The 22,808-nt window shown below is 70.6% G+C and carries 18 protein-coding genes and 1 pseudogene; 10 read left to right on the forward strand and 9 right to left on the reverse strand.

Going from position 1 to position 22,808, the window contains the following annotated elements:
* Positions 1–104 precede the first annotated feature (104 nt).
* Both ACFXBC_RS13775 and ACFXBC_RS13780 read right to left on the reverse strand, forming a co-directional pair.
* Positions 105–3,812 carry a S8 family serine peptidase gene (locus tag ACFXBC_RS13775; protein WP_385023076.1) on the reverse strand — a complete coding sequence of 1,236 codons (3,708 nt, stop codon included), beginning with the start codon at positions 3,810–3,812 and terminating at the stop codon, positions 105–107.
* A 321-nt stretch (positions 3,813–4,133) separates the two neighbouring features.
* The gene (locus tag ACFXBC_RS13780; protein ID WP_385023078.1) at positions 4,134–4,916 is read right to left on the reverse strand and encodes a crotonase/enoyl-CoA hydratase family protein; all 783 of its coding nucleotides are present in this window, start codon (positions 4,914–4,916) and stop codon (positions 4,134–4,136) included.
* A gap of 227 nt (positions 4,917–5,143) precedes the next feature.
* On the opposite strand from ACFXBC_RS13780, the gene ACFXBC_RS13785 reads away from it, so the two are divergent.
* Both ACFXBC_RS13785 and lnt read left to right on the forward strand, forming a co-directional pair.
* The gene (locus tag ACFXBC_RS13785) at positions 5,144–5,674 is read left to right on the forward strand and encodes a nuclear transport factor 2 family protein (RefSeq protein ID WP_385023080.1); all 531 of its coding nucleotides are present in this window, start codon (positions 5,144–5,146) and stop codon (positions 5,672–5,674) included.
* A gap of 123 nt (positions 5,675–5,797) precedes the next feature.
* On the forward strand, positions 5,798–7,369 hold the full coding sequence (lnt, locus tag ACFXBC_RS13790; protein ID WP_385023082.1) for an apolipoprotein N-acyltransferase: 1,572 nt from the start codon (positions 5,798–5,800) through the stop codon (positions 7,367–7,369).
* Here lnt and ACFXBC_RS13795 read toward each other — a convergent pair.
* Positions 7,293–8,198: a Gfo/Idh/MocA family protein gene (locus ACFXBC_RS13795; RefSeq protein WP_385023084.1), complete on the reverse strand. Its 906-nt coding sequence runs from the start codon at positions 8,196–8,198 to the stop codon at positions 7,293–7,295. The two genes, lnt and ACFXBC_RS13795, sit on opposite strands and share 77 nt — an antisense overlap.
* Positions 8,199–8,468: 270 nt before the next feature.
* On the opposite strand from ACFXBC_RS13795, the gene ACFXBC_RS13800 reads away from it, so the two are divergent.
* Together ACFXBC_RS13800 and ACFXBC_RS13805 are read left to right on the forward strand one after the other, a co-directional pair.
* Entirely contained in the window at positions 8,469–8,981 is a 513-nt protein-coding gene (locus tag ACFXBC_RS13800; protein WP_385023086.1) for a DinB family protein, read from the forward strand.
* Positions 8,982–9,056: 75 nt separating this feature from the next.
* The gene (locus tag ACFXBC_RS13805; RefSeq protein WP_385023088.1) at positions 9,057–9,569 is read left to right on the forward strand and encodes a hypothetical protein; all 513 of its coding nucleotides are present in this window, start codon (positions 9,057–9,059) and stop codon (positions 9,567–9,569) included.
* Positions 9,570–9,647: 78 nt separating this feature from the next.
* Here the strand turns inward: ACFXBC_RS13805 and ACFXBC_RS13810 are convergent, their stop codons facing one another.
* From ACFXBC_RS13810 to ACFXBC_RS13835, 6 genes are all read right to left on the reverse strand, one after another.
* Positions 9,648–10,088: a hypothetical protein gene (locus ACFXBC_RS13810; protein WP_385023160.1), complete on the reverse strand. Its 441-nt coding sequence runs from the start codon at positions 10,086–10,088 to the stop codon at positions 9,648–9,650.
* Positions 10,089–10,221: 133 nt separating this feature from the next.
* Positions 10,222–10,905 carry a uracil-DNA glycosylase gene (gene ung / locus ACFXBC_RS13815; RefSeq protein ID WP_385023090.1) on the reverse strand — a complete coding sequence of 228 codons (684 nt, stop codon included), beginning with the start codon at positions 10,903–10,905 and terminating at the stop codon, positions 10,222–10,224.
* 191 nt (positions 10,906–11,096) lie between these two features.
* Positions 11,097–11,852 (reverse strand): SDR family oxidoreductase, encoded by a 756-nt coding sequence (locus tag ACFXBC_RS13820; RefSeq protein WP_385023092.1) that lies wholly within the window; start codon positions 11,850–11,852, stop codon positions 11,097–11,099.
* A gap of 24 nt (positions 11,853–11,876) precedes the next feature.
* Complete coding sequence (gene fabG, locus ACFXBC_RS13825; protein WP_385023094.1) at positions 11,877–12,638, reverse strand: 3-oxoacyl-ACP reductase FabG; 762 nt, start codon at positions 12,636–12,638, stop codon at positions 11,877–11,879.
* Positions 12,639–12,783: 145 nt separating this feature from the next.
* Entirely contained in the window at positions 12,784–13,182 is a 399-nt protein-coding gene (locus ACFXBC_RS13830) for a DUF3037 domain-containing protein (protein ID WP_385023096.1), read from the reverse strand.
* The gene (locus tag ACFXBC_RS13835) at positions 13,179–14,045 is read right to left on the reverse strand and encodes a HipA family kinase (protein ID WP_385023098.1); all 867 of its coding nucleotides are present in this window, start codon (positions 14,043–14,045) and stop codon (positions 13,179–13,181) included. The genes ACFXBC_RS13830 and ACFXBC_RS13835 overlap by 4 nt, the downstream gene beginning before the upstream one ends.
* Positions 14,046–14,451: 406 nt before the next feature.
* Here ACFXBC_RS13835 and ACFXBC_RS13840 point away from each other — a divergent pair, with 406 nt between their 5' ends.
* The 6 genes and pseudogenes from ACFXBC_RS13840 to ACFXBC_RS13865 all read left to right on the forward strand — a co-directional run bounded on the left by ACFXBC_RS13840 (position 14,452) and on the right by ACFXBC_RS13865 (position 21,263).
* The gene (locus tag ACFXBC_RS13840) at positions 14,452–15,030 is read left to right on the forward strand and encodes a GNAT family N-acetyltransferase (protein WP_385023100.1); all 579 of its coding nucleotides are present in this window, start codon (positions 14,452–14,454) and stop codon (positions 15,028–15,030) included.
* Positions 15,031–15,120: 90 nt separating this feature from the next.
* The gene (locus ACFXBC_RS13845) at positions 15,121–15,513 is read left to right on the forward strand and encodes a DUF3592 domain-containing protein (protein WP_385023102.1); all 393 of its coding nucleotides are present in this window, start codon (positions 15,121–15,123) and stop codon (positions 15,511–15,513) included.
* 848 nt (positions 15,514–16,361) lie between these two features.
* Complete coding sequence (locus ACFXBC_RS13850) at positions 16,362–18,323, forward strand: ATP-binding cassette domain-containing protein (RefSeq protein ID WP_385023104.1); 1,962 nt, start codon at positions 16,362–16,364, stop codon at positions 18,321–18,323.
* Positions 18,324–18,346: 23 nt separating this feature from the next.
* Positions 18,347–19,687 (forward strand): annotated as a pseudogene (gene fxlM / locus ACFXBC_RS13855) (methyltransferase, FxLD system); the annotation flags it as partial.
* 461 nt (positions 19,688–20,148) lie between these two features.
* The gene (locus ACFXBC_RS13860) at positions 20,149–20,436 is read left to right on the forward strand and encodes an NUDIX domain-containing protein (RefSeq protein ID WP_385023106.1); all 288 of its coding nucleotides are present in this window, start codon (positions 20,149–20,151) and stop codon (positions 20,434–20,436) included.
* 563 nt (positions 20,437–20,999) lie between these two features.
* The gene (locus ACFXBC_RS13865; RefSeq protein ID WP_385023108.1) at positions 21,000–21,263 is read left to right on the forward strand and encodes an NUDIX domain-containing protein; all 264 of its coding nucleotides are present in this window, start codon (positions 21,000–21,002) and stop codon (positions 21,261–21,263) included.
* Positions 21,264–22,808 lie beyond the last annotated feature (1,545 nt).

Genomic DNA, 22,808 nt, shown 5'->3' on the forward strand with positions numbered 1-22,808 from the left:
CTCGCCCGTGCGGGAGCCCGGCACGGTCTGCGCCGTACCGGGCCCCTGGTCCGGACCGATGGCCCGGAGTCGCGCCGCTTCCGCTATGTCACGGCTGCTTTCGGCTACTTCACCCCCACTGCCCGGATGATCTCCTGCTTCACCGAGCCGCCCCGGTCGTCGGTGGCGGAGGCGCGCAGCGAGACATACCCGGCGTCCCTGGGCACCCGCAGCGAGCCCTTCCAGGCGGCTGACGCGCCGTGGACCGCGCTGAGCCCGACGGACTTCCAGGTCTTGCCGTCGTCGTAGGAGACCTCCAGCGTCCCCGACCGGATCTTGCCGGTGTCCGCGGCGCCCTTGACGTACTCGGCGCTGATGGAGACCGGCAGTGTCCGTCCGGCGCGGACGTTCCCCGCGAGGTCGGTGGCGACGCCGAAGCCCAGGTTGAGCAGGGGCAGATAGGTGGCGTGGTCCGCCGGGGTCTGCGCGGAGCGGAAGGTCCACTCGGAGTGGCCCTTCGTGGACAGCACCCAGGTGCCCGGGTCACGTGTCGTGTCGGTGACCACCTTGTACGTGGTCTCGGCCGGATCGGCGTCCCAGGCGTAGGCGCCCGAGCTGGTCTTGTGGTCGACCTGAACGCCGTTCGCGTACACATCGGTGGTCTGGGTCATGGAGTCGTCGTTCCAGACGTCCCCGAATCCGGTGTGGTCGGGGCCGGAGTCGCCCCAGCCCGGGGTGTTGAACTGGAGGTCGTTGCCGGTGCGCTGCTGACCCCAGCCGAGCCCGGTGCCGAGCCAGGGGTGCAGCACGGGCCTGAACCAGTCGAGCGGCCCGCGGCTGCCGCCCCGGTAGGTGACCAGACCGCTCCGCTCCTCCAGCGAGGACTCCGGTCCCGCGGTGACGGACTGCATCCAGGTCTGGCCCTTGCCGGTGCTGACGTAGTCGGTGCGCGTGGCCGGGTAGTGCATCCGCTCCGCGAATCCGAAACCGACCGGGAAGGTGCCGGTGACCGAGTAGCGGAACTCACCGCCGTCGACGGGCTTGGCGGCGTAGAACGTGGAGTCCAGTGTGGCGAGGTCCTTCTTGCCCGGCTTGTACGTCAGGTTCTTCGGTACCGCCCCCGGGTGGCCTTCGGAGAGGTCGTAGACATAGGGCGTGTACTGGGTTCCGGTGAGCTCGACCGTGCCGTGGCGGCGGGCGGTGGCGGCCAGCAGTGCGCCGTCCGCCGCGTTCACGGACGCCACCTGCAGCGGAGTGTCCGACCCGTCGTCCGCGCCGAACCAGGAGCTGAGCCGCCCCGGTGCGTCGTCCGTGACGAACAGCGAGACCGCTCCGGCCTGCTGTGCGGCGGCGGTGAGCTGCTGTGGGGTGACATCGGGCGTGGCACGGACCAGGACGGCCTTGCCGCGTACGTTCTTGCCCTGGTAATCAGCCGCGGTACCGGTCCCGAGATCGGCGATACCGGCCCGGTGCCGGCCTTCGAGGATGGTGGACCCGGCCTGTACGAGGGTGTCACCGAGCCGCTTTCCGCCCGCGACCGCCTCAAGGAGCGGCTTGCCGAGGCGCCAGACGGTGCGGTACTCGAAGGTCCCGTCGGTGACCTTCCTGGTGGGCGCGGCGAAGATGCTGTCGTACATGAGGGGCACCTGGACCGCTCCGCCGAAGTCCGCGCCGTTCGCCTTGCGGTCGAACTCCATCAGCAGCTGACGGGTCTGGGTGCGCCGGGGTACCTCCGCCTTGATCTGGTGCAACCGGCGGCCGTCGAGGGTGATCTCACGGTCGCGGTCCATGGAGATCTGCGGGTCGGTGAGGAAGCCCATCCCGAGCGAGTCCTTGCCCTTGGCCCCCCGTACGTCGAGGAAGGACGCCACCGAGTAGGTGCCGGGCTTCAGCCGCAGGGTGAGGGTGCCGGACTCGCCGACGGACGCGCTGTACGGGTCGGTCCCCTTGGCCAGTTCCTGTACGGCCAGGTCGGCGGCGGTGGGCGCGCCGTCCCGGTCCTTCACATGGACGGTGAGGGTGTACCGCTCCTCCTCCTTGACCAGGCCGAAGGCGGTGTGCGCGACGACTTTGCCGCCGGCGCTCGCGGTGATCTGCCCCGAGGTGTTGCCGACCGGTGCCTTCGCGCCGTCGCCCGTGACGGTGGTCTGCGCGGTGGAGTGCGCGGGCACGGTCAGGCTGGTGTCCTTGAGTTTCACGGTGCCTTCGGCGCCGCCCTCGGCGGCGAGCGCCAGGGTCACGGGGGTGTCCGAGGAGTTGGCGTAGGTCACCGTGCGGGTGACCGGCTTGTCGTCCTCGTAGGGCCATGAGTAGAAGCCGAGGTCGGCGCTGCCCGTGGCGGTGATGCTCGCGGTGGTGGCCGCCGGGACGTCGACGCGGCCCGCGCCCAGTGTGTACACCGGGTCGGGCAGCGTCTTGGACGTGGACATCAGCGCGTCCTTGAGCTGCTGTCCGGTCCAGTCGGGGTGCTTCTGGGCGAGCAGCGCGGCGACTCCCGCGACATGCGGGGTGGCCATCGAGGTGCCGCTCATGGTCTGGTACGGGCCACTGCCCTCGGCGTACTGCGAGCGGGCGGCGAGGATGTCCACACCGGGGGCCGACAGGTCGGGCTTGAGCGCGTTGTCCCCGAGCCGCGGCCCCTGGCTGGTGAAGTAGGCGGGCTGGTCGGCGGAGTCCACCGCGCCGATGGTGAGCGCCGAGTCGGCCGCGCCGGGCGAGCCGATGGAGGTGGGGGCCCCGGTGTTGCCCGCGGCGACCACGAACAGCGCGCCGGTGTCCTTGGAGAGGGTGTTGACCGCCTCCGCCATGGGGTCGCTGCCGTCACTGGCCTCCTGGGAGCCCAGGCTCATGCTGATGATCTTGGCGTGGATGTCCTTGGCGGCCCACTCCATGCCCGCGATGATCTCGGAGTCGGTGCCGGAGCCCTCGTCGGAGAGCACCTTGCCGACGGCCAGGTCGGCGTCGGGGGCGACGCCCTTCTCCTTGCCGTCGGAGGCGGCGCCGCTGCCGCCCACGGTCGATGTGGTGTGGGTTCCGTGGCCGTTGCGGTCGGTGGTCTCCTCACCCGCGATGAAGGACTTGGACGCGCTGATCCGGCCCTTGAGGTCGGGGTGGTCGGAGTCCACCCCGGTGTCGAGGACGGCGACCTTGACGCCCTTGCCGGTGAGTCCGGCCTGCCAGGCGGCGGGGGTGCCGATCTGCGCGTTGCTCTCGGCCATGTCGGCCTTGACCCGGCCGTCGAGCCAGACCTTCCCGACGCCGTCGCCGAAGGAACGGGCCTGCCGGGTACGGGAGTCGGTGATCGACTTCCAGAAGGTGCCGGAAGCGGCGGCCCGTACCGCGGCGCCGCCCACGCTGGGCAGGGACCGGACGGTCGTGGCGCCGTGCGGTGCGGCGCTGCGGGCGCCCTTGCCGTACGTGACGATGAGCGGCAGCCCGGCGGCCTTTCCGGTGCCGAGCCCCTGCTCGATGAGGCCGGTGACGTCGAACAGCCGCTTGTCGAGGACGCCCGAGCGGAGATAGGGCAGGGCCTCGTCGGGCAGCACGGTGATCCGCCCGTTGGACGTCTGGCTGCGGACGGCTCCGCTCGCACCCTTCGGGCGCTCGACGGTTACCGTGCTGTGGCCGCCGCCGATGTCGGTGACGGTCACCCGGTCGCCGGTGATCAGCGTGACGGCGTGGGTGGCGTGAGCGGTGGCGGACGGCGCGGTGCGGGACGGCGCGGGGGTCTTGCCCGCCCCTGTCGCCGCGAGCGCCTGCCCTGCCGGGAGCAGTACGAGCGCGAGTCCGGCGGAGAGCCATCCGGCTCTTCGCCACGCAGGTGCTCTGGTCATGGTGCCCCTCTCTCCGGGGCCCGGCCTGAAGGGGGTCGCGCCGGGCACTGCGAAGAGTCTCGGGGCGCTCGCGGCGGCCGTGGGGTGAAAGGGCTGGCGGATAGGTGCCATGGCGGTTAACTGCCAGCGGCCGACGTGCGGGCAGGTCAGTGGCGGACCGGGGCTGGGGCGGGTGCGGGCCGGGGGCGCGCTGTGGGCCAGGGACCGGGCAGCGGGCCGGGAACGGTCGGCCGGCGGGGGACCCGGCAGCGGGCCGGGGCGGGCTGTGGGACAGAAACCGACTACGAGCCAGGGACCGGCCAAGCAAGGACCGGTGGCGGGTCAGGGATCCGGCGGCGGGTCGAACGATCCGTGCCGGCCCGCGCCCGCGGCGAACTCGTCCGCTCCTCGCCGGGCCCGGGTGAGGGAGACCAGGCCGTGCCGCAGTTCGCCCGCCAGTGCGTCGGCCTCGGAGAGACCGCCCTGCTCCAGCAGGGCGAGGCGGTCCTCCCGCAGACACATCTGAGGGAACGCCGCGATGGACACGGCGAGTTCCTCGGCGGCCGCCCGCGCCGTACCTGCGGGGACCACCCGGTTGGCCAGCCCGATCGCGAGCGCCTCCGCGGCATCGACCGGGCGGCCGGTCAGGACGAGGTCCATCGCCCGGCTCTCACCGATGAGGCGCGGCAGCCGTACGGTCCCGCCGTCGATCAGCGGAACGCCCCAGCGGCGGCAGAACACCCCGAACACCGCGTCCTCATCGGCCACCCGCAGATCGCACCAGAGCGCGAGTTCGAGCCCTCCGGCCACCGCGTGACCGGAGACGGCGGCGATCACCGGCTTGCCGAGTCGCATCCGGGTGGGGCCCATCGGGCCGTCCCCCGCGCCGACGGTCGCCGTGACGGTGTTGCCGCGCGGGGTGCCGATGGCCTTCAGGTCGGCGCCCGCGCAGAAGGTGCCTCCTTCACCCCAGAGCACGGCCACAGAGGCGTCCGGGTCGGCGTCGAACGCACGGAAGGCATCGGCGAGAGCGCGGGCGGTCGGGCCGTCGACGGCGTTGCGCGCCTCGGGCCGTGCGAGCACCACGGTGGTGACGGGGCCGTTGCGTTCGATGCGTACGGTCATCCGGGCAGCACTCCTCCATCGCGGCCGGGGCAGGCCCGGACCGGACAGGGCGGGCCGGGTCTCCTCCGGGCGAGCAGCTCTAGCACGGTGACCGGCGGGCCCACAAGCGCGGGCCCACAAGCGCCTGCCCACAGGCGGAGTTGCGGCCACCGGGGCCGGCCGTCCAGAACCGCGGGCGGCCGTGCAGACCCCTTGGCCCGGGGCACCGGGTGCCGGAGACTGAGCCGATGACTCAGCGCGTGGAACTCGCTACCGTGATGGACCGCCTGGACATCGACGACCTGATCACCGGTTACGCGGCAGCCGTGGACGACGGCCAATGGGACGACTACCGGGCCCTGTTCGCCCCGGACGGCCGGGCCGACTACCGCTCGGCCGGCGGGGTGGAAGGGCCCGCGGCGGAGGTAGCCGACTGGCTGGCGGAGACGATGCGGCTCTTCCCGGTACGCCAGCACCTGATCGTCAACCGGCGGCTGCGGCTCCAGGACCTGGGCGGCTACCCGGGAGACCGGGCGGAGCTGCGGGCCGACTACCTCAACCCGATGCGGCTCCAGTCCCTGCCGTCCCAGCCGGCCCAAGGTGCCGGTGAGGCCGGGGCGGGTGGTTCCGGCGAGGGCGACGCACCGGCCGCGCCCAACTTCGTCTCCGCCGGCCGCTACGCCTTCAGCCTGGTGAGGACCGAGCCCGGGTGGCGGCTGCTCCGGGTCGTCGTGCAGGAGAAGTGGCGGCGCGTTCCGGGCGCGCCGGGCGACGCCTGATACGCCGTACGGGTGGGGCGCACTGTCGGCAACCGTTCCACTCCCCCACACTGTGGGAAACGACAACTCGGCGGAGACCATCCGCACGAGGCTGCTCACGGGGCGGGAGCGAGGAGGCGCTGGATGCGGATCCCCCTGGAGCGACTGCGCGGGGCCGGCCTCTCGCCCTGGTGGCGCGGCGCCGCGGCGCTGCTGGCCGGGGCTCTTCCGGCGCTCGCCTTCCCGGCGCCGTCCCTCTGGTGGTTCGCCTATGTGGCCCTGGTGCCCTGGATGCTGCTGGCACGCGGGGCGCCCACGGGGCGGCGGGCCGCGCTGGACGGCTGGCTCGGCGGCACCGGGTTCATGATCTCCGTACACCACTGGCTGATTCCCAGCCTGAATGTCTTCATCGTGGTCCTCGCGGCGCTGCTCGGGCTGCTCTGGGCGCCCTGGGGGTGGCTGGTCCGCTGGATGCTGGGCGGGGCCGCGGGCGCCGCGCGGGTGGCGGCGGCGCTGCTCGTGGTCCCCTCCGGCTGGCTGATGGTGGAACTGGTGAGGTCGTGGCAGGGACTCGGCGGCCCCTGGGGCCTGCTCGGCTCCAGCCAGTGGCAGGTCGCTCCGGCGCTGCGGCTCGCGTCGGTGGGCGGGGTCTGGCTGGTGAGCCTCCTCGTGGTGGCGGTCAACACCGGGGCCGTGGCGCTGCTCGTGGTCGACTCCGCGCGTACGACGGCGGTGGCGGGGGTGCTGGCCTGCGCCGTCCTCACCGGGGCGGTCTGGCTGTGGGCGCCGCGCCCCGAAACGGGCGGCGGGACCCGGGTCGCGGTCGTCCAGCCGGGGGTCGTACCCGGCGTCGATGCCCGGTTCGACCGCAGCGAGGCCCTGACAAGGCAGCTGGCGGGCCGTCATGTCGACCTGGTGGTGTGGGGTGAGAGCAGCGTCGTACACGATCTGACGGCCCGCCCGGACCTGACGGCGCGTATCGCCCGGCTGTCCCGGCAGACCGGCGCGGACATCCTGGTCAATGTGGATGCCAGACGGTCCGACGCCCCGGGCATCTACAAGAGCTCCGTACTCGTCGGGCCCAAGGGGCTGACCGGCGACCGCTACGACAAGATGCGGCTGGTCCCGTTCGGCGAGTACATCCCGGCACGTTCACTGCTCGGCTGGGCGACATCGGTGGGCCGGGCCGCGGGCGAGGACCGCAGACAGGGCACGCACCAGGTCGTCATGAAGCTGCCCGGCGGACTCCGGGTGGGGCCGCTGATCTGTTTCGAGACGGCGTTCCCCGACATGAGCAGGCAGCTGACGAAGGACGGCTCGCAGCTCCTCGTCGCCCAGTCGTCCACCTCGTCCTTCCAGCACAGCTGGGCCCCCGAGCAGCATGCGTCGCTGGCGGCGCTGCGGGCGGCCGAGAGCGGCCGCCCGGTGGTGCACGCGACGCTCACCGGGGTGAGCGCGGTGTACGGCCCTGGGGGCGACCGGGTGGGCCCGTGGCTGGGGACCGGCCGCAGTACGGCGCAGCTGTACGACATCCCGCTGGCCCACGGCACGACGCTCTACGTCCGGTTCGGTGACTGGCCGGTCCACGGCGCGCTGGCCGTCCTCGCCGTGCTGTGCGCGGTCGAGGGGCTGCGCTCGGTCAGGCGGCCTGCTCCTGAGCCCGCAGGACCACACGCTCACAGAGTTCATGGGTCAGCAGGGCGTCCCTGGCGCTGAGCAGCCTGCCGGCCGCCACCGCATCGAGGAAGCCCCGTACGGACTGCTCGATACCGCGCTGGCGGGCCACCGGGACCCAGTCGCCGCGCCGGCGGATGGTCGGTTGCCCCTTGTGATCGATGATCTCCGCGAGATTGACGACCTGTCGCTTGGCGCCGCCGCCCGAGACTTCGAGGATCTCCTCGGTGGAGCCGCTCAGCCGGTTCATCGAGCCGATCGCGGAGAAGCCGTCACCGGAGAGGTGGAGCACCACATGGTGCATCAGCCCTTCGCGGATCCGGGCCCGTACGTCGATGTGCTCGACGGGGCCCGGTGCGAGGAAGCGCAGGGTGTCGACGACGTGGATGAAGTCGTCGAGGACCAGGGTGCGCGGGTCCTCCGCGAGGTCCGTCCGGTTCTTCTGCATCAGGATCAGATCGCGGGGCTGTTCTGCGCACTGGGCGTAACCCGGCGCCAGCCGCCGGTTGAAGCCGACGGCGAGGCTCACGCCACGGTCTTCGGCGAGGTCCACCAGCCGCTCGGAATCGGCGAGTTCGTAGGCGAGCGGCTTGTCGACACAGGTCGGCACACCCGCTTCCAGCAGCCGGCTCGCGATCTCGGGGTGCACGGCGGTCGGGGCGTGGACGAACGCGGCGTCCAGCCCCTGAGCCAGCAGGGAGTCCAGGTCCCGGTGACAGCGGTCCGCCGGGATGTGGAAGGTCTCGGCGGTACGGGTGAGGGTGGCCGGGGTCCGGGTCTGGAGGTGCAGTTCGACCCCGGGCAGGGCCGTCAGTACCGGCAGATACGCCTTCTGTGCGATGTCCCCGAGCCCAATGCAGCCGACCTTCACAGGGGCCTCCCCAACCGTGTCTCGCTCGTATGCCGATGCCGTCGGGCCGGCTGATCCAGCCGACCTGGTCGATGTGTCCGTCTGTCGATACGCCGCTCAGCCGACCGGTCGTGGACCGGCCTGCCAGGCCCGGGTGCGACCCCGGTGCCGTGCGCCTGGGCAGCATACGTGTGCCGGTCCCGCATGCCGTCGGGGCATGTACGGGGCATGGATACCGGGGCCCGGATATCGCGTGGCGGGGCCGCCGGTCCGTGGGTGATGATGCTCCGCATGACGACACCCGAACGCCAGGAACCCTCCCTCACGGCCGACGAACGCACCATGCTGGAAGGGTGGCTCGACTACCACCGCGCGACGCTGGCCGTCAAATGCGCGGGCCTGGACGACAAGCAGTTGCGCCAGGCCTCCGTGCCTCCGTCGGAGCTGTCCCTGCTCGGGCTCGTACGGCATATGGTCGAGGTGGAACGGGGCTGGTTCCGCGAGGTGCTGGCGGGTGAGGACACCCCGCCCCTCTACTTCAGCGAGGAGGACCCGGACGGGGAGTTCCATCTCACCGACGCGGACACCTGGGACGAGGCGTACGGCACCTGGCAGCGGGAGATCGCCCACGCCCGTGAGGTGGCGGCCGGCTACTCGCTGGACGACCTCTCGAAGGGGCGCGGCCGACAGGGCGAACCCTTCAGCCTGCGGTGGATCTACACCCATATGATCGAGGAGTACGCGCGCCACAACGGGCACGCGGATCTGCTCCGCGAATGCATCGACGGCGTCACCGGCGACTAGCCCCACTCACCCGTGCGGGGTCAATCTCCGCTTCCGGTACGCAGAACAGCTCCTGTGGGCAGCAGAGTTGGACGGGTGCACTCCACGAAGATCGTCGCCCTGGCCCTGCTGGCGGCAGCCGTCTCGGCCGCCTCGGGATGCGTAGCCGTCCCTCCGGAGCGGGCACCGGCACCCGGGCAGTCCAGGACGCCCGGCCACCATGCGCAGCGCACCGGCCCGCAGATCGTGCAGAGCCCCCCGGTCGAGGCGCTGGAGACCGTATCCCCCCGGCCGGGGGCGGGGAGCGGTGCCGGGAGCCGGGACGCGGCTCCGGCCGCACACCGTCCGTCCGGCGAAGCCGGGCCCGGAAGCGGGACGGAGCGGGACGCGGGCCCCGCACCGGTCCGCCGTGCGGTCCGGCCCGCACGCCCCCGTGCGGCACAGCCCGGAAGCGGGCACCCCGACCGGCCGCTCCCGCGGCGGCATCCGGAGCGGGCGGGTCACCCGTCCGGCCACCCGGCGGGCGTCTGCGCGCTCGGCGAAGGCTACGGAGGCTGGCCGGCGGACAGCCCGCAGGCCCGGATCTGCCGCCAGACGTACGGCCGGTGACTCCTGCCCCTCCGTACGTCCGGTGACCCCTGCCCCTTCCGTACGGCCGGTGACCCCTGCCCCTTCTTGTCCGCCCGCCTACCCCTCCTCCCCCAGCCGCCACTCAAGACGCTCGATCGCCGCCCGTACGCCGTCGCCGTAGCCGTCGTCGGCCAGTGCTCCCGTCGCGGACCGCGCCTGCCGCAGATGCAGGCGCGCCGCCTCTCTGCGACGCAGCTTCAGGTAGTCGGCCGCCAGGTTGAGGTGCAGGGAGGGGTAGAAACCGCGGACGGCGGCTGCGGCGTCATGACGGCCGACCCGCTCGTCATCCAGGCCATCGGCCGCGGCCAGCGCCCGCAGATCCCAGAGCAGTTCGTCCTCGGCGTCGTCCTGGGTGTCCGCCATGTAGTGCGCGAGGGTGCACCGGTGCAGTGCGTCGCCGGACTCGCCGATCTCGGCCCACAGCCCGGCGAACCGGTTGCGGGCCTCCTCCCGGTCGCCTCCGTGCAGCAGCATGATCACTTGGCCGATCCTGCCCATGACGGCGTCCCCCGGTGTCTCCCGTTCCGACTCCTGCTGCGACTCCGCCACCGCTGCCTCCTCTACCCGTACCCACGCGGATGTCCGGTTTGTCCCGGCGTGCCACCGACACTACGGGCTGTCCCGGTGCCGGTCAGCCCAGGTCGGGGATCCGCCAGTCGATCGGCTCGTGGCCCTGCTCCGCGACAGCCTTGTCGATCTGGGTGAAGGGATGCGAGCCGAAGAACTTCTTCGCGGACAGCGGCGAGGGGTGTGCGCCCTTCACCACCACATGACGCTCCTCGTCGATGAGCGGGAGCTTCTTCTGTGCGTAGTTGCCCCAGAGGACGAAGACCGCGGGGTCCGGCCTTGCGGCCACCGCGGTGATCACCGCGTCCGTGAACCTCTCCCAGCCCTTGCCCTTGTGGGAGTTGGCCTCGGACGCGCGCACCGTGAGCACCGCGTTGAGCAGCAGGACGCCCTGCTCGGCCCAGGGCATCAGATAGCCGTTGTCCGGGACCGGGTGACCGAGCTCCTCCTTCATCTCCTTGTAGATGTTCCGCAGCGAGGGCGGCGTCCGGACACCGGGGCGGACCGAGAAGCAGAGACCGTGGCCCTGGCCCTCGCCGTGGTACGGATCCTGGCCGAGGACCAGCACCTTCACCCGGTCGTACGGCGTGGCGTCCAGCGCTGCGAACACCTCGTCGCGCGGCGGGTAGACCGGCCCCTTGGCCCGCTCCGCCTCGACGAACGCGGTGAGCTCCTTGAAGTAGGGCTTCTCCAGCTCATCGCCGAGGACGCCGCGCCAGGACTCGGGCAGCATGTCGGTACCGGTCACGTCAACAACCTCCGGGGTGCGATCCGTTCTTCAGCACAGAACCTACCGGCGACCACTGACAACGGCCCCGGACAGCTGTCCGGGGCCGCGCGGTGGGCGGGCGCAGCCGTGGTCGGCAAGGCGCAGCCACGGTCGGCAGGCGCAGCGGGTGGGACCGCTGCTCAGCCGACCCGGCCGTCCGGGACGGCGGCTCAGCCGACCCCGGCGTTGAGGAAGATCCCGCCGTCGATCACCAGGGTCTGCCCGGTGACCCAGCCCGACTGGTCGGAGGTGAGGAACGCGGCGGCGCCCCCGATGTCCGCGGGCACCCCGAGCCTGCCCAGCGGGTAGGCGGCCGCGGCCTCCTCCTCGCGGCCCTCGTACAGCGCCTCGGCGAACTTGGTCTTCACGACGGCGGGCGCGAGGGCGTTGACCCGTACCGCCGGGGCGAACTCGTGCGCGAGCTGGAGCGTGAGGTTGACCATCGCGGCCTTGCTCATGCCGTAAGCGCCGATGAAGGGCGAAGCGGAGACCCCGGCGACGGACGCGATGTTCACGATCGCGCCGCCGTTCTCCTTCTGCCACGCCTTCCAGGTCTGCTGGGCGAAGCCGAGCGCCGAGATGACGTTGGTCTCGTAGACCTTGCGCGCCACGTTCAGGTCCATCTCGGCCATCGGGCCGAACACCGGGTTGGTCCCCGCGTTGTTGACCAGGTGGTCGACCCTGCCGAACGTCTCCATGACCCGCTCGACGGCCGCCGCCTGGTGGGCCTCGTCATGGGCCTTGCCTGCGACGCCGATCGCCCGGTCGGCGCCGAGCCTCTCCACGGCCGCCTTGAGCGCGTCCTCGTTGCGTCCGGTGATGCAGACCCGGTCGCCGCGGGCGACGAACGCCTCGGCGATGCCGTATCCGATGCCGCGGCTCGCGCCGGTGATCAGCGCGACCTTCCCGCTGTCCTGTGCAGTCATGTCCGTTGTCCCTTGATTACCTGATCAGTTGAGCGGGCCGCCGGCGACGTACATGACCTGGCCGGACACGAATCCCGCGTCCTCACCGGTGAAGAAGGCGATGGCGTTGGCGATGTCCTCGGGCCTGCCCACGCGCTGCACCGGGATCTGGGTCGCGGCCGCCGCCTGGAAGTCCTCGAAGCCCATGCCGACGCGCGCCGCCGTCTGCGCGGTCATCTCGGTGACGATGAAGCCGGGAGCGACGGCGTTGGCGGTGACGCCGAACTTGCCGAGCTCCTTGGCGAGGGTCTTGGTGAAGCCCTGGAGGCCGGCCTTGACCGCGGAGTAGTTGGCCTGGCCGCGGTTGCCGAGCGCGGAACTCGACGACAGGCTGACGATCCGTCCGAACTTGGCGTCCACCATGTGCTTCTGGACCGCCTTGGACATCAGGAACGCACCCTTGAGGTGGACGTTCATGACCGTGTCCCAGTCGGACTCGCTCATCTTGAAGAGCAGGTTGTCGCGGAGGACGCCCGCGTTGTTGACGAGGATCGTCGGGGCGCCCAGCTCCGCCGCGACCCGGTCCACCGCAGCCTCGACCTGGGCGCTGTCCGAGACGTCACAGCTCACGGCGATGGCCCGGCCGCCCGCGGAGGTGATCTTCTCGACGGTGTCCTTGCAGGCCGCCTCGTCGAGGTCGAGTACGGCGACGGCGCGGCCCTCCGCCGCCAGACGTACGGCGGTGGCCGCGCCAATGCCGCGCGCGGCCCCGGTCACGATGGCAACGCGCTGCTCGGTGGTGGACATACTGGCTCTCCTCGCCCTCGGATCGCGGCCCTCGATCACTGAGCAACCGCTTAGTACCTTCAGCAGACGAGACGCTAGAAGGCCTGGCACCCGGTGTCAACGGCACACGGAATCAGGAGTGAACGTCACACCGGGTGCCACCCTCTCAGCGCACCAGCAGCCGGAGCAGCCGGTCGGCCTCGGCGGCCGGATCGGTGGTCAGCCCGATGTGCACGGGACCGGGCTGCACGACCGTCGAACGGGGTGCGATCAGCCAGCGGAACCGCCGCCCGGCATCCTCGGGGCCCGCCTGGCCCGCCGCCTCGCCGCCGTCGCAGACCCCTACGACGGCACGCAGCGCGGCCCGCACCCCGACGACGTCGGCATCCGGGTCGAGCATCTTGAGCTTCGCCTCGTCCAGATACGTACGGGCGGCGACGAACGACCTGGCCCGGCAGTAGACCAGCACCCCGGCGTTGAACATCTCGCCGCGCTCGACCCGCGGCACCACACGCAGCAGGGCGTACTCGTAGACGTCCCGGCGGCCGGGCCCGCCCCCGGTCATCGGGTGCCGTCCTTCTTCTCGCCCTGCTGCTTCTCGCCCTGCTGCCGCGCGGGAGGAGCCAGCCGCTCGGCGAGCCAGCCCGGGGCGCGGGACGGCCCGGTGGGTGTCTGCGGCCCGATCGTGATCCGGGTGTGCACCGACGCGGCCCGCTCCAGCAGGACCTCCACATACGCGCGGCGCAGCTCGCCGGTGCTGCCGAACCCGGCCTCGTCCGCCAGCCAGGCGTCGGGCACATCGGCGGCGACCTCGGTGAGCAGTTCCTCGGTGACGAGCGGCGCCAGCCCGGCCGCCGCCGCGGCGATGTCCGGGGCGAAGGTCGCCAGGACGTGGTCCGAGGCGTCGTACGGCTTGCTGCCGTAGTTCTTCGCGGACGGCCAGTTGTGGTGCCAGATCATGGTGGCCCCGTGATCGATGAGCCAGAGATCGCCGTGCCAGACGAGCAGGTTGGGGTTGCGCCAGGACCGGTCGACGTTGTTGATCAGCGCGTCGAACCAGACGATCCGCCCGGCCTCCTCGGGCCCCACCTGGTAGGCGAGCGGGTCGAAGCCGAGCGACCCGGGCAGGTAGTCCATCCCGAGGTTCAGCCCGCCGCTCGCCTTCAGCAGCTCCTGCACCTCCTGGTCGGGTTCGGAGAGCCCGATGACGGGATCCAGCTGCATCCGCACCAGCTCGGGCACGCGCAGCCCCAGCCTGCGGCCCAGCTGCCCGCAGATGACCTCGGCGACGAGCGTCTTGCGGCCCTGCCCGGCGCCGGTGAACTTCATGACGTACGTACCGAGATCATCGGCCTCGACGATCCCGGGGAGCGATCCGCCCTCACGCAGCGGCGTGACATAGCGGGTCGCAGTGACCTCTCTCAGCATTTTCCAGGCCACCTGTTTCTTCAGCCTTGCCGTACACGACCAGCTCGGGAAGGGCGGAGCTGCGGGATTCACCCGTCAACGGAGCTGGGGAGAATCCGGGGAGTTCCGACCGGCAAGCCGCTCTCCCTACTCCCCGAGCAGTCCGTCGATGGCGGTGCGCCCCTGGCTTCCGGCCTCCGGCATGAGGTGAGCATAGTAACCGGGGGTGACCGCCGGGCACCCGGCCCGTCAGCGATGAGGACCGGCGTCGAGCCGATTCCGCATCGCCGTCACTGATCCGTGACCGCCATCGTCGCTTCCGCCCGGCACGCCTCGGCGTCCGTCCCCCCGTCGCCGACGGGCCGGCCCGAGGGCGGGCGGCCGGAAACAAGTTGCCGTACGGCAGGCGTGCTGCTCGAATCGCCGCGTGAGCACCTACTTGGAAACGGAGCGGATGACGCTCCGCCGCTTCACCGGGGCAGACATCGACGCCCTGGCAGCCCTGCACGGTCACCCCGACGTCATGCGGCACATCGATGACGGCCGCCCCGTGTCCAGGGACGCCGTCGGACAGCAGCAGTTGCCGCGCATCCTCCGCGAGTACGACGAACTCCCGGCCGGCCAGGGCTGTTTCGCCGCAGCGGAGAAGTCGTCCCGGGCGTTCTTGGGGTGGCTCTCGCTGCGGCCCGCGACCAGCATCGGCCTGAACGGCGGAACAGAGCTGGGCTACCGGATACTGCCGTCCGCCTGGGGCCTGGGCTATGCCACCGAGGGCGCACGGGCGCTGGTGCACCACGCGTTCACCGAGCTGGCGGTGGACCGGATCGTGGCCACCACGATGACGGTCAACACCGCCTCCAGGCGGGTCCTGGAGAAGGCCGGCCTGTCTCTGGTCCGCACCTTCTTCGAGGAGTGGCCGGAGCCGATCGAGGGAGCCGAGCACGGCGACGTGGAGTACGCGGTCACACGCGAGACCTGGACCCGGCGACGGGCCCAGGTCTCCTGACCAGGAACCGCCTCCAGCCGATGGAGCGTCCTCTCTCCTGCGACAGGAGCTTGCCGGAGAGCCACCCGAGGCAGGGAAGGGAAGGCAGCGGTGTGGATTGCGATGGTACTGGTGGGAGGCATCCTCGGCCTCGGGGCCGGCGCCCATGAGGCCATGATCCAGCACCGCCTCCAACGCGAGGGAATCCGCGTCAGGGGCCTGGTGGTCCGCCACCACATGGAATCCGGAAAGGACGGCCCCAGCTACTTCGCGGTGGTCGAATTCGTTGATGTGCAGGGCAGTCGGCACACGTTCCGGTCCAGCTCATCCGGGATCAGGGGCCTTCCCGTGGGCGGTGCGGTCCCGGTGAGCTACCTTCCCGATGCCCCGGCGGGCGCACGAATCGCCCTTACCGGCAGACGGGTCTGGGATGTCGCGTTTCCTCTCGCGATCGGCGCCCTGTTCACAGCCATCGGGATCTGGCTGCTCGCCACCGGCCACTGAGCTTGTTCCTCGGACCGTGCGCTGCCGGATGGTCGGCTTGAGCAGCTTGCAGGAGCACAGGGCACTGCAAGGCACCAAAGGAACACGGTGGTTGGGGCGCCGGGGGCCCAACCAGCCAGCCAGCCAGCCAGCCAGGACATGGTGCCTTCGATGCGCCCCTATGCCACTCAAAGCGTTCAAGTAATCCACTGAAGTCGACCGCTCTGCAGGCGAGTTGACCGCCACCAGAGCTATCCGGCTATCCGGCAGGCCGTGCGCCTCGGATCCGGACGTTAAAGGTACGGGTGCGGGGCGCGGCCCGAAGTGACCGGGCTCAGCTGCGACCTCGTACAGCCGCTGCCACTCGGCCAGGCCCTCCCGGGCGAGGTCGTCGCCCTCCGGCCGGAACCGGCTGCGCCATGACCGCCGGGGCCGCACTTGGCAATCCCCCGGAGGAAGTACCGGAACCCACACGAGTGATCGAACGCAGCATCACGACACCGCGCCCCCGCCCCACCAAGGGTCACCCGGCTCATTCGAAATCGAGTTCTAGATTTCGCCCCCGCGCACCCGTAACGACCACGGGAGAGGCCCAGTTAACCGATCACCTGTCCGCATCGTGCCCGAGGAGGCCCCCATGCATCGCTTGCACCGCCCTGCGCTTGTTCATCCTGCGTTCGAAAACGCCGCCTGCCCAGCGGACATCTCCGCTCGCCCCGCTGACGGCTGCACCGCCTTCCTCAGGAACGGTTCACAACCGGATACGAGGTACCTGGCATGACCGAACCCACCGAAGGCCCCTCGTACAGGGCACTGAACCGGACCGACTCGGGAGGCACCCTTTGAAGCGCTTCTTCAGACCCGTACGAATGGCCGAACCCCAGGTCTCCGGCGCCGAACAGGAACTGTTCGGCGGCCCATTGCGTTACGACATGGGCTGGGCCGAACACGAGCACGCACGGCTCGACTTGACGATGCTCTCGGCCATCCGCGCCATGCCCCGCCTGGTGGGCGGCACCTTGCGCCGCGCCTGGGCCGTGGACCGGCCGGCCCTGCTCACCGTCGGGTTCAGTGAGATCGGGCAGGGCGTCGCGGCAGCCGTCAGCCTACTGGCGGTCAATGCCGTCATGCACGCCCTACTCGGTGGCGGCACGCCCACAGACCGCCTGCACAAGGCGCTGCCCGCGCTGGTCGCCGCAGCTGTCGTCGCGGTCGCCAACGCCGGCCTCGCGGGCTGGTCCACCTCACGCGCCGGCCGGCTGGAGCCACTGGTGGAGCGGGTCGCGACGACCGAGTACCTGGCCGCTGCCGCCGCGGTGGAGCTGGAGGCCATCGAGGACCCCGAGTTCCGGCGGCTGATCGACGTCGCACAGTACGGCGCCGCGTCCGCCCGCCGCATGATCAGTGCCTGCGTCGCCGCCCTGAACGGCACGATCTCCCTGATCGCCACGGCAAGCATCCTGACCGTGCTGCATCCCGCTCTGCTGCCGATGCTGGTTCTGATCGCAGCCCCGCGCGGCTGGGGAGCCATGCGGGTCGCCCAGGAGCGCTATGTGTCCATGATGAACTGGATCGAGCACGTGCGCGCCAGTCGCCTCATCGGCAATCTGCTCACCGAGCGCACCGCGGCCCAGGAAGTGCGGATCCACTCCGTCGGTCCCTTCCTTCTCGACAAGTACCGGGACATGGCCGAGAGCGCCGAGGCCGAGCAGAAGCGCCTCGCCAACGGCAAGGCCCTCACGGAGCTGGTGGCCGCAGCCCTGTCCGGGGTGGCGATGGCCTGCACATACGCGGTGATGTTCTGGCTGGTCACGACCGGGCGTATGAGTCTCGCCGTGGCCGGGACCGCCGTGATCGCGGTCCGCTCCGGCTCTGCGAGCCTGGGCGCGCTGGTCATGAACGTCAACCAGCTCCACGAGGAGTCCCTTTACGTCCAGGACCACGACCGGTTCCTTGACGTAGCGGCGCGCCGGGCCATCCCCGCCGGCGGCGCACCGGTGCCACGCCGGGCAGGCCGGGTCGTCCTCGCCGATGTCACCTACCGCTATCCGGACCGCGACGAACTGGCGCTGGACGGGGTCTCACTCACCCTCCCCATGGGGTCGGTCACAGCGGTTGTGGGTGAGAACGGCTCGGGCAAGAGCACCCTCATGAAGGTCCTGGCGGGGCTGCTGCTGCCGCAGAGCGGCACGGTGCACTGGGGGGAGGCGGAACTCTCCGCCCTGAACCGGTCCGGGGTGTTCGACCGTGTCTCGCTGCTGACGCAGGACTTCCAGCGCTGGCCGGTGACAGCCGCCCTGAATATCCGCATCGGCCGCCCCGGACAGGCGGCGACCGATGACGAACTGCACGCCTCAGCCGACTACGCCGGGGCCTCACCCGTCATCGCGAAACTCACCGACGGCCTGCGGAGCCTGCTGGCCCGGATGTTCCGCGGTGCCACGGAACTCTCCGGCGGCGAGTGGCAGAAGATCGGCCTGGCCCGCACCCACTGGCGCAGCTCCACATCGGATGCGGACAGCGTCCTCATCGTCGATGAACCCACCTCCGCCCTCGATCCCGAGGCAGAGATCGCCGCCTTCGACCGCATCCGGCGGCTCGCCGGGCCGCATCGGGCGGTGGTCCTCGTCACGCACCGCATGTCCGGCGTCCGGCACGCCGACCATATCTACGTACTCGACCGGGGCCGTCTCGCGGAACAGGGACACCACAACGAGCTGATCGCCGCTCAGGGACGTTACGCATCGATGTTCCACGCTCAGGCGGCCCAGTTCGCACCCGGCCCCGGCGTCCCGGGCCCCGCCACTCCCACCGTCGCCGATCCCGTGTGACCGCCGAAGACGAAAGGCCCACCGTGACGCCTCCTCCCATCGCCGGACTTCACGAAGCGAGCGCTCTGCGCGACCGGCTCACCGACCAGCTCCTGACCGCAGGTCACATCCGTACCAGCCGGGTCGAAGATGCCTTCCGCACCGTGCCCCGTCACGCATTCGCCCCGGAAGTCCCCGTCGAGAAGGCATACGCCGATGCCGCCATTCCCACCCGTCACACGCCCGACGGCCGGGCCACCAGCTCCATCAGCGCACCATGGCTCCAGGCCGCCATGCTGGAAGCAGCCCGCGTCCGGCCCGGCCACCATGTCCTGGAGATCGGCTCCGGAGGCTACAACGCCGCGTTGCTCGCCGAACTCGTAGGCCCTGGCGGAAGCGTCACCACCCTCGACATCGACCCGGCCGTCACCGACCGCGCCACCAGCCTCCTGGCCGGTACCGGATACGACCACGTCCATGTGGTCACCGCTGATGCCGAGCACCTTCCCTCCGAAGTCATCCCAGCCGGGGGCTTCGACGGGATCGTGGTCACCGTCGACACCTGGGACCTACCCTGGATCCATGCCCTGGCAGAGGGCGGGCGCCTCGTCGCACCACTGCGTCTGCACCAGTACGTCTGGGCCATCGGCTTCACCGCGCGCGACGGCACCCTCCACAGCGACGAGCCCCTCACGGTCTGCGGATTCGTCCCCATGCAGGGCGCCGGAGCATGGGACTCCCACCAGCGCACCATCCCGGGCACCGGCATCCGCCTCGCGTTCGAGGACGGAGCACCCCTGAGCGTCGACCGGCTCGCCCCGGCCTTCGGCAGTGCGCCCACCACGGTCCGCACCAACGTCACGGTCGGGGGCCGACAGCCCTTCGACCTCCTGCTCCTCTACCTGGCCGGAGCGCTTCCGGGCTTCTGCCGTCTGTCCGTCGCCCCCGAGAGTCACCGCACGTTCGTCAGTCCACCGCCGCCACACTGGCCCGCCGCTGCCCTCGTGCGCGGCGCCTCGCTCGCACGCCTGGTCACCGAGCGGATCGGGGACGGCGAAGACGGCAACGGAAGGTACGAGCTGGTCGTTCTTGGCCACGGTCCGGCCGGCCGCCCGGCCGCCGATGAGATGGCCGGACACGTCCAGCACTGGCAGCGCAACCACCGCGCGGCTCGCTGCCCGCGCATCACCGTACGGCCCCACGACACCACTTTGACGGCCACCGCCCCACACCTGTTCCGCAAGAAGCACACACGGATCACGGTCGACTGGCCAGTTGTCCCCAGCACAGCGGCCCTGCTCACCGACGACCAGGGCCGCTGTCTGCTCCATCTCCGTGACGGGAACAAACGCATCTGGCGCCCTGAGCACTGGGCCCTGCCCGGCGGGGACAACGAGCAGGGTGAGCATTGCGACGAGGCCATCGTCCGGGAGCTGTCCGAGGAGATCGGCCTCACCATCCCCGACCTCACCGGCTTCGTCACCCTGGACACCCACGACGCCGCCGGGGTCTTCAAGAACCGTGTCCGCGTCTACCGCGGCACCCTCAACCGGGCCGCACACGAGATTCAGCTGACCGAGGGCGTCCAACTGCGCTGGACCCGCATCGAGGAGACAGCGGCGATGACCATGGATCCCGGCACCACCGCCGTCCTCCAAGCACTTCAGGACCATCCGCACCCGCCTCCCGGCAACGAAGGCCCGCTCCCGACCGTGCGGGTCCGTAAGGCGAGAGGTCACCGCAACCGGAGCACCGTCGGCGCTCACGTCGTCCTCACCCGTAACGGGTCGGTCCTCCTCGGTAAACGCAACGCGGACAGCGCCTTCGCCCCATCGGCGTGGCCTGCGTGGTCCGGGAAACAGCGGAAGAGACCGGACTCGCCGTCGCCGAAAGCGACCTGTCCCTCGTACACACCCTGGACCTCGTCGATCCCGTCGGCCCGGTCCCTCGCATCCAGCTGTTCTTCACCGCGACCCGGTGGCAGGGCGAGCCCGCCGTGCTGGAACCGGACCGGTGCACCGAATGGCGCTGGTGGCCGCTGAACGCGCTGCCCGACCCGACCGTGGACTACACCCGCACCGCCCTGGCGGCCATCTCCCACGGCACCGCCTACACCGCGATGGGCTGGACCTGACCACAGCACGGCCCTCCACTGGGGCGGCCGGGCGGCGTCGCATTCCGCCGCCCCCTGTGCGCCCCCGTGGAGTCCAACGTTCCTGGGAAGGCCCCCTCATGGTCTAGACACACGACAAAAAGGCACCGGGGATCCCGGGGCCGCCGGAACCGCATCATCGCGTTGGCATGACTTCTCTCTCGGGAGCGCTTACGGGCAGGTGGAGTCGGGCCGAAGGACAATCGGGGTGTACGCCGGCATCACCACGAAGCCGGGCGTCGAAGCCGGCGACACGGTCGTCTTCCATGACCGGGACAGCGGCCGGGAGCTCGACATCCTGGTGAAGCGGATCACCTCCTACGCCTCGTTCGAGGCGCTGTTCACCGTGGAGGACCTCGCCAGCGTCGCCCCGGACGCACCAGGCGGGGAACTGCTGTCCGCCCTTTGGGCCCACTGTCCTCCGCCCAAGAAGCCCCCCGGCCCCCTCGGCTTCGAGTTCGACCACCGCCCCGCTTTGCCCGGCCGCCGTCCCGCACCACACGGTGTACGGCTGCCTGCGCATACGGGACGAGCACGACCGGCCGGTGCAACGCTGGGTCTACAGATCGCGGCTCTGGCAGTTCCCGGGCAGCAACCTCGACTCGCAGGGGAAAGACCCACTGCAGGCCGCCCGCCGCGAAGCCGTGGAGAAGACTGGCCTCGAACTCGGCCTGGGTACGCCCCGGCTGCTTCTCACCCGCTTCCTGCATGCGGGCCCCCAGACGCCTCTGAAGAGGATGGGGCTCGTCTTCGACGGAGGCCAGCTCAGCGCGAACCAGCTGCGCCGGATCCGCCTTGAGCATGCTTAACACGACATATGCGCCATCCACTCCCGCCCCGAATGGTAGGAGCTGACTGCGCCCGGGGCCTTCACCCGTCTCGACGCCGTCGAACGGGCCAGGCTCGGCGAGGACCCCGCGTATCTCATCCAGTCGCCGTCGATGGCCCATCACCCCGTGCCCGGTGAGGCCGCGCGGTTGCCGTATCAATCGGCCACCACGTCATGGAGACCGAAATGAATTCGCCAGCTCAACGCACCCAAACAAGGCCCAAAACAGCCAAGGATGAGCCAGGATGACTACGCCCGCCGAGCGAGCACCCCTCGTCTGAAGTACGAGGTCTGCGGTGAAGTTCGCCAGAGGAAGAACACGCGCCAGAGAGAATCTGCCGCCGTTACGTCGCGTCGATGCGGAGGTCTGAGCCATGGCGGGACCGTCGAAGCCGCGGCCGCTCCCACGCACGGTTCAGCACCACCACCGGGATCGTCGCCAGCGGTCCGACGGACCACTGTGCACCCACTGCCGACGCCAGGACCGGAATGCCGAACACCTCTGCTGGGACTACGGGCTGAAGGGCCGGTTGGGCATGTATCGATCAAGTCCTGGCCAACACCCGCCGTCTGCCTCCCCTGCAACAGCCCAGGGTCGCCTTCCTGTACCACGACTACCACGACGGCGACCCCGTTCGTGCCGAGTGCGACAGGGCCCGCCCCCTACCGTTGTCGCATCAGCCCTGGCTTCCCACGACTTGACTGCGACGCACGCTGCCGCGCGCCTGACCGTCCAGAGTCAGCTGTCGTACTCTCCACTACCCCGGTCACTGGGGCCGTACCCTTCGCGCACGAACAGCTCGCCTGCGACATCACCGTCCACGCCACTGCAATCGACCCTGGCTTCCGGCTCGGTTCACCCGCGCTACGGCAACTGCCCCCTGATGCAACTCGCCCAACACCCCAAACGCCATGGGCAACCCCTCACCAAGGGACAACGGCCCACCTTCTGGGTCGCCTTCGCGTAGCCCGACAGTTCCTCGTCCCTCGCCACAGCAACGGCAACGGCAACCGTTCTCATCGACTGCATGAGGCCCGCTGCGAGCGGTGGGTCGCCCAGCACTGCCCCTGGCAGGCAGAACTCCAAAACTTCCTGGCCTGGTCGGCCGACGCCCACCTGCCCGAACACGTATCGCCGTCGCCGCAGCCCAGTGCACGAAAGACCGCTCGGCCATGAGCGACACCGAACGTGTTTAAACGGCCCTCCAAAGGCAGACCGGCGGCCGCACCCCACCGACCGTCTTCGCCCGCGCCACCTATCCCCGGATTGCCCAGCGCCGCGCTGACTGCCGCTTGTCTGGGGCGACTCACCACCCGTCTCCCCGGGCACCGCAACGTGATCGTGATATCGCCCTGCGCAACCGTGACGTGACTCACGACCGAGTTGACCGGTAGGGCCGTCATGCCCTTTCTGATCCGGTTGCTTGCCGATCAGGCCACCACGTAGGCATGCCATGCCCCAACAACACCCCAAGGAAGGTTCAACCTTGTCCACCGGAAGTCAGAGAAAACGAAGATTCCGCTT

The sequence above is a fragment of the Streptomyces sp. NPDC059398 genome, from assembly GCF_042751845.1.
In the GTDB taxonomy this organism is placed as follows: domain Bacteria; phylum Actinomycetota; class Actinomycetes; order Streptomycetales; family Streptomycetaceae; genus Streptomyces.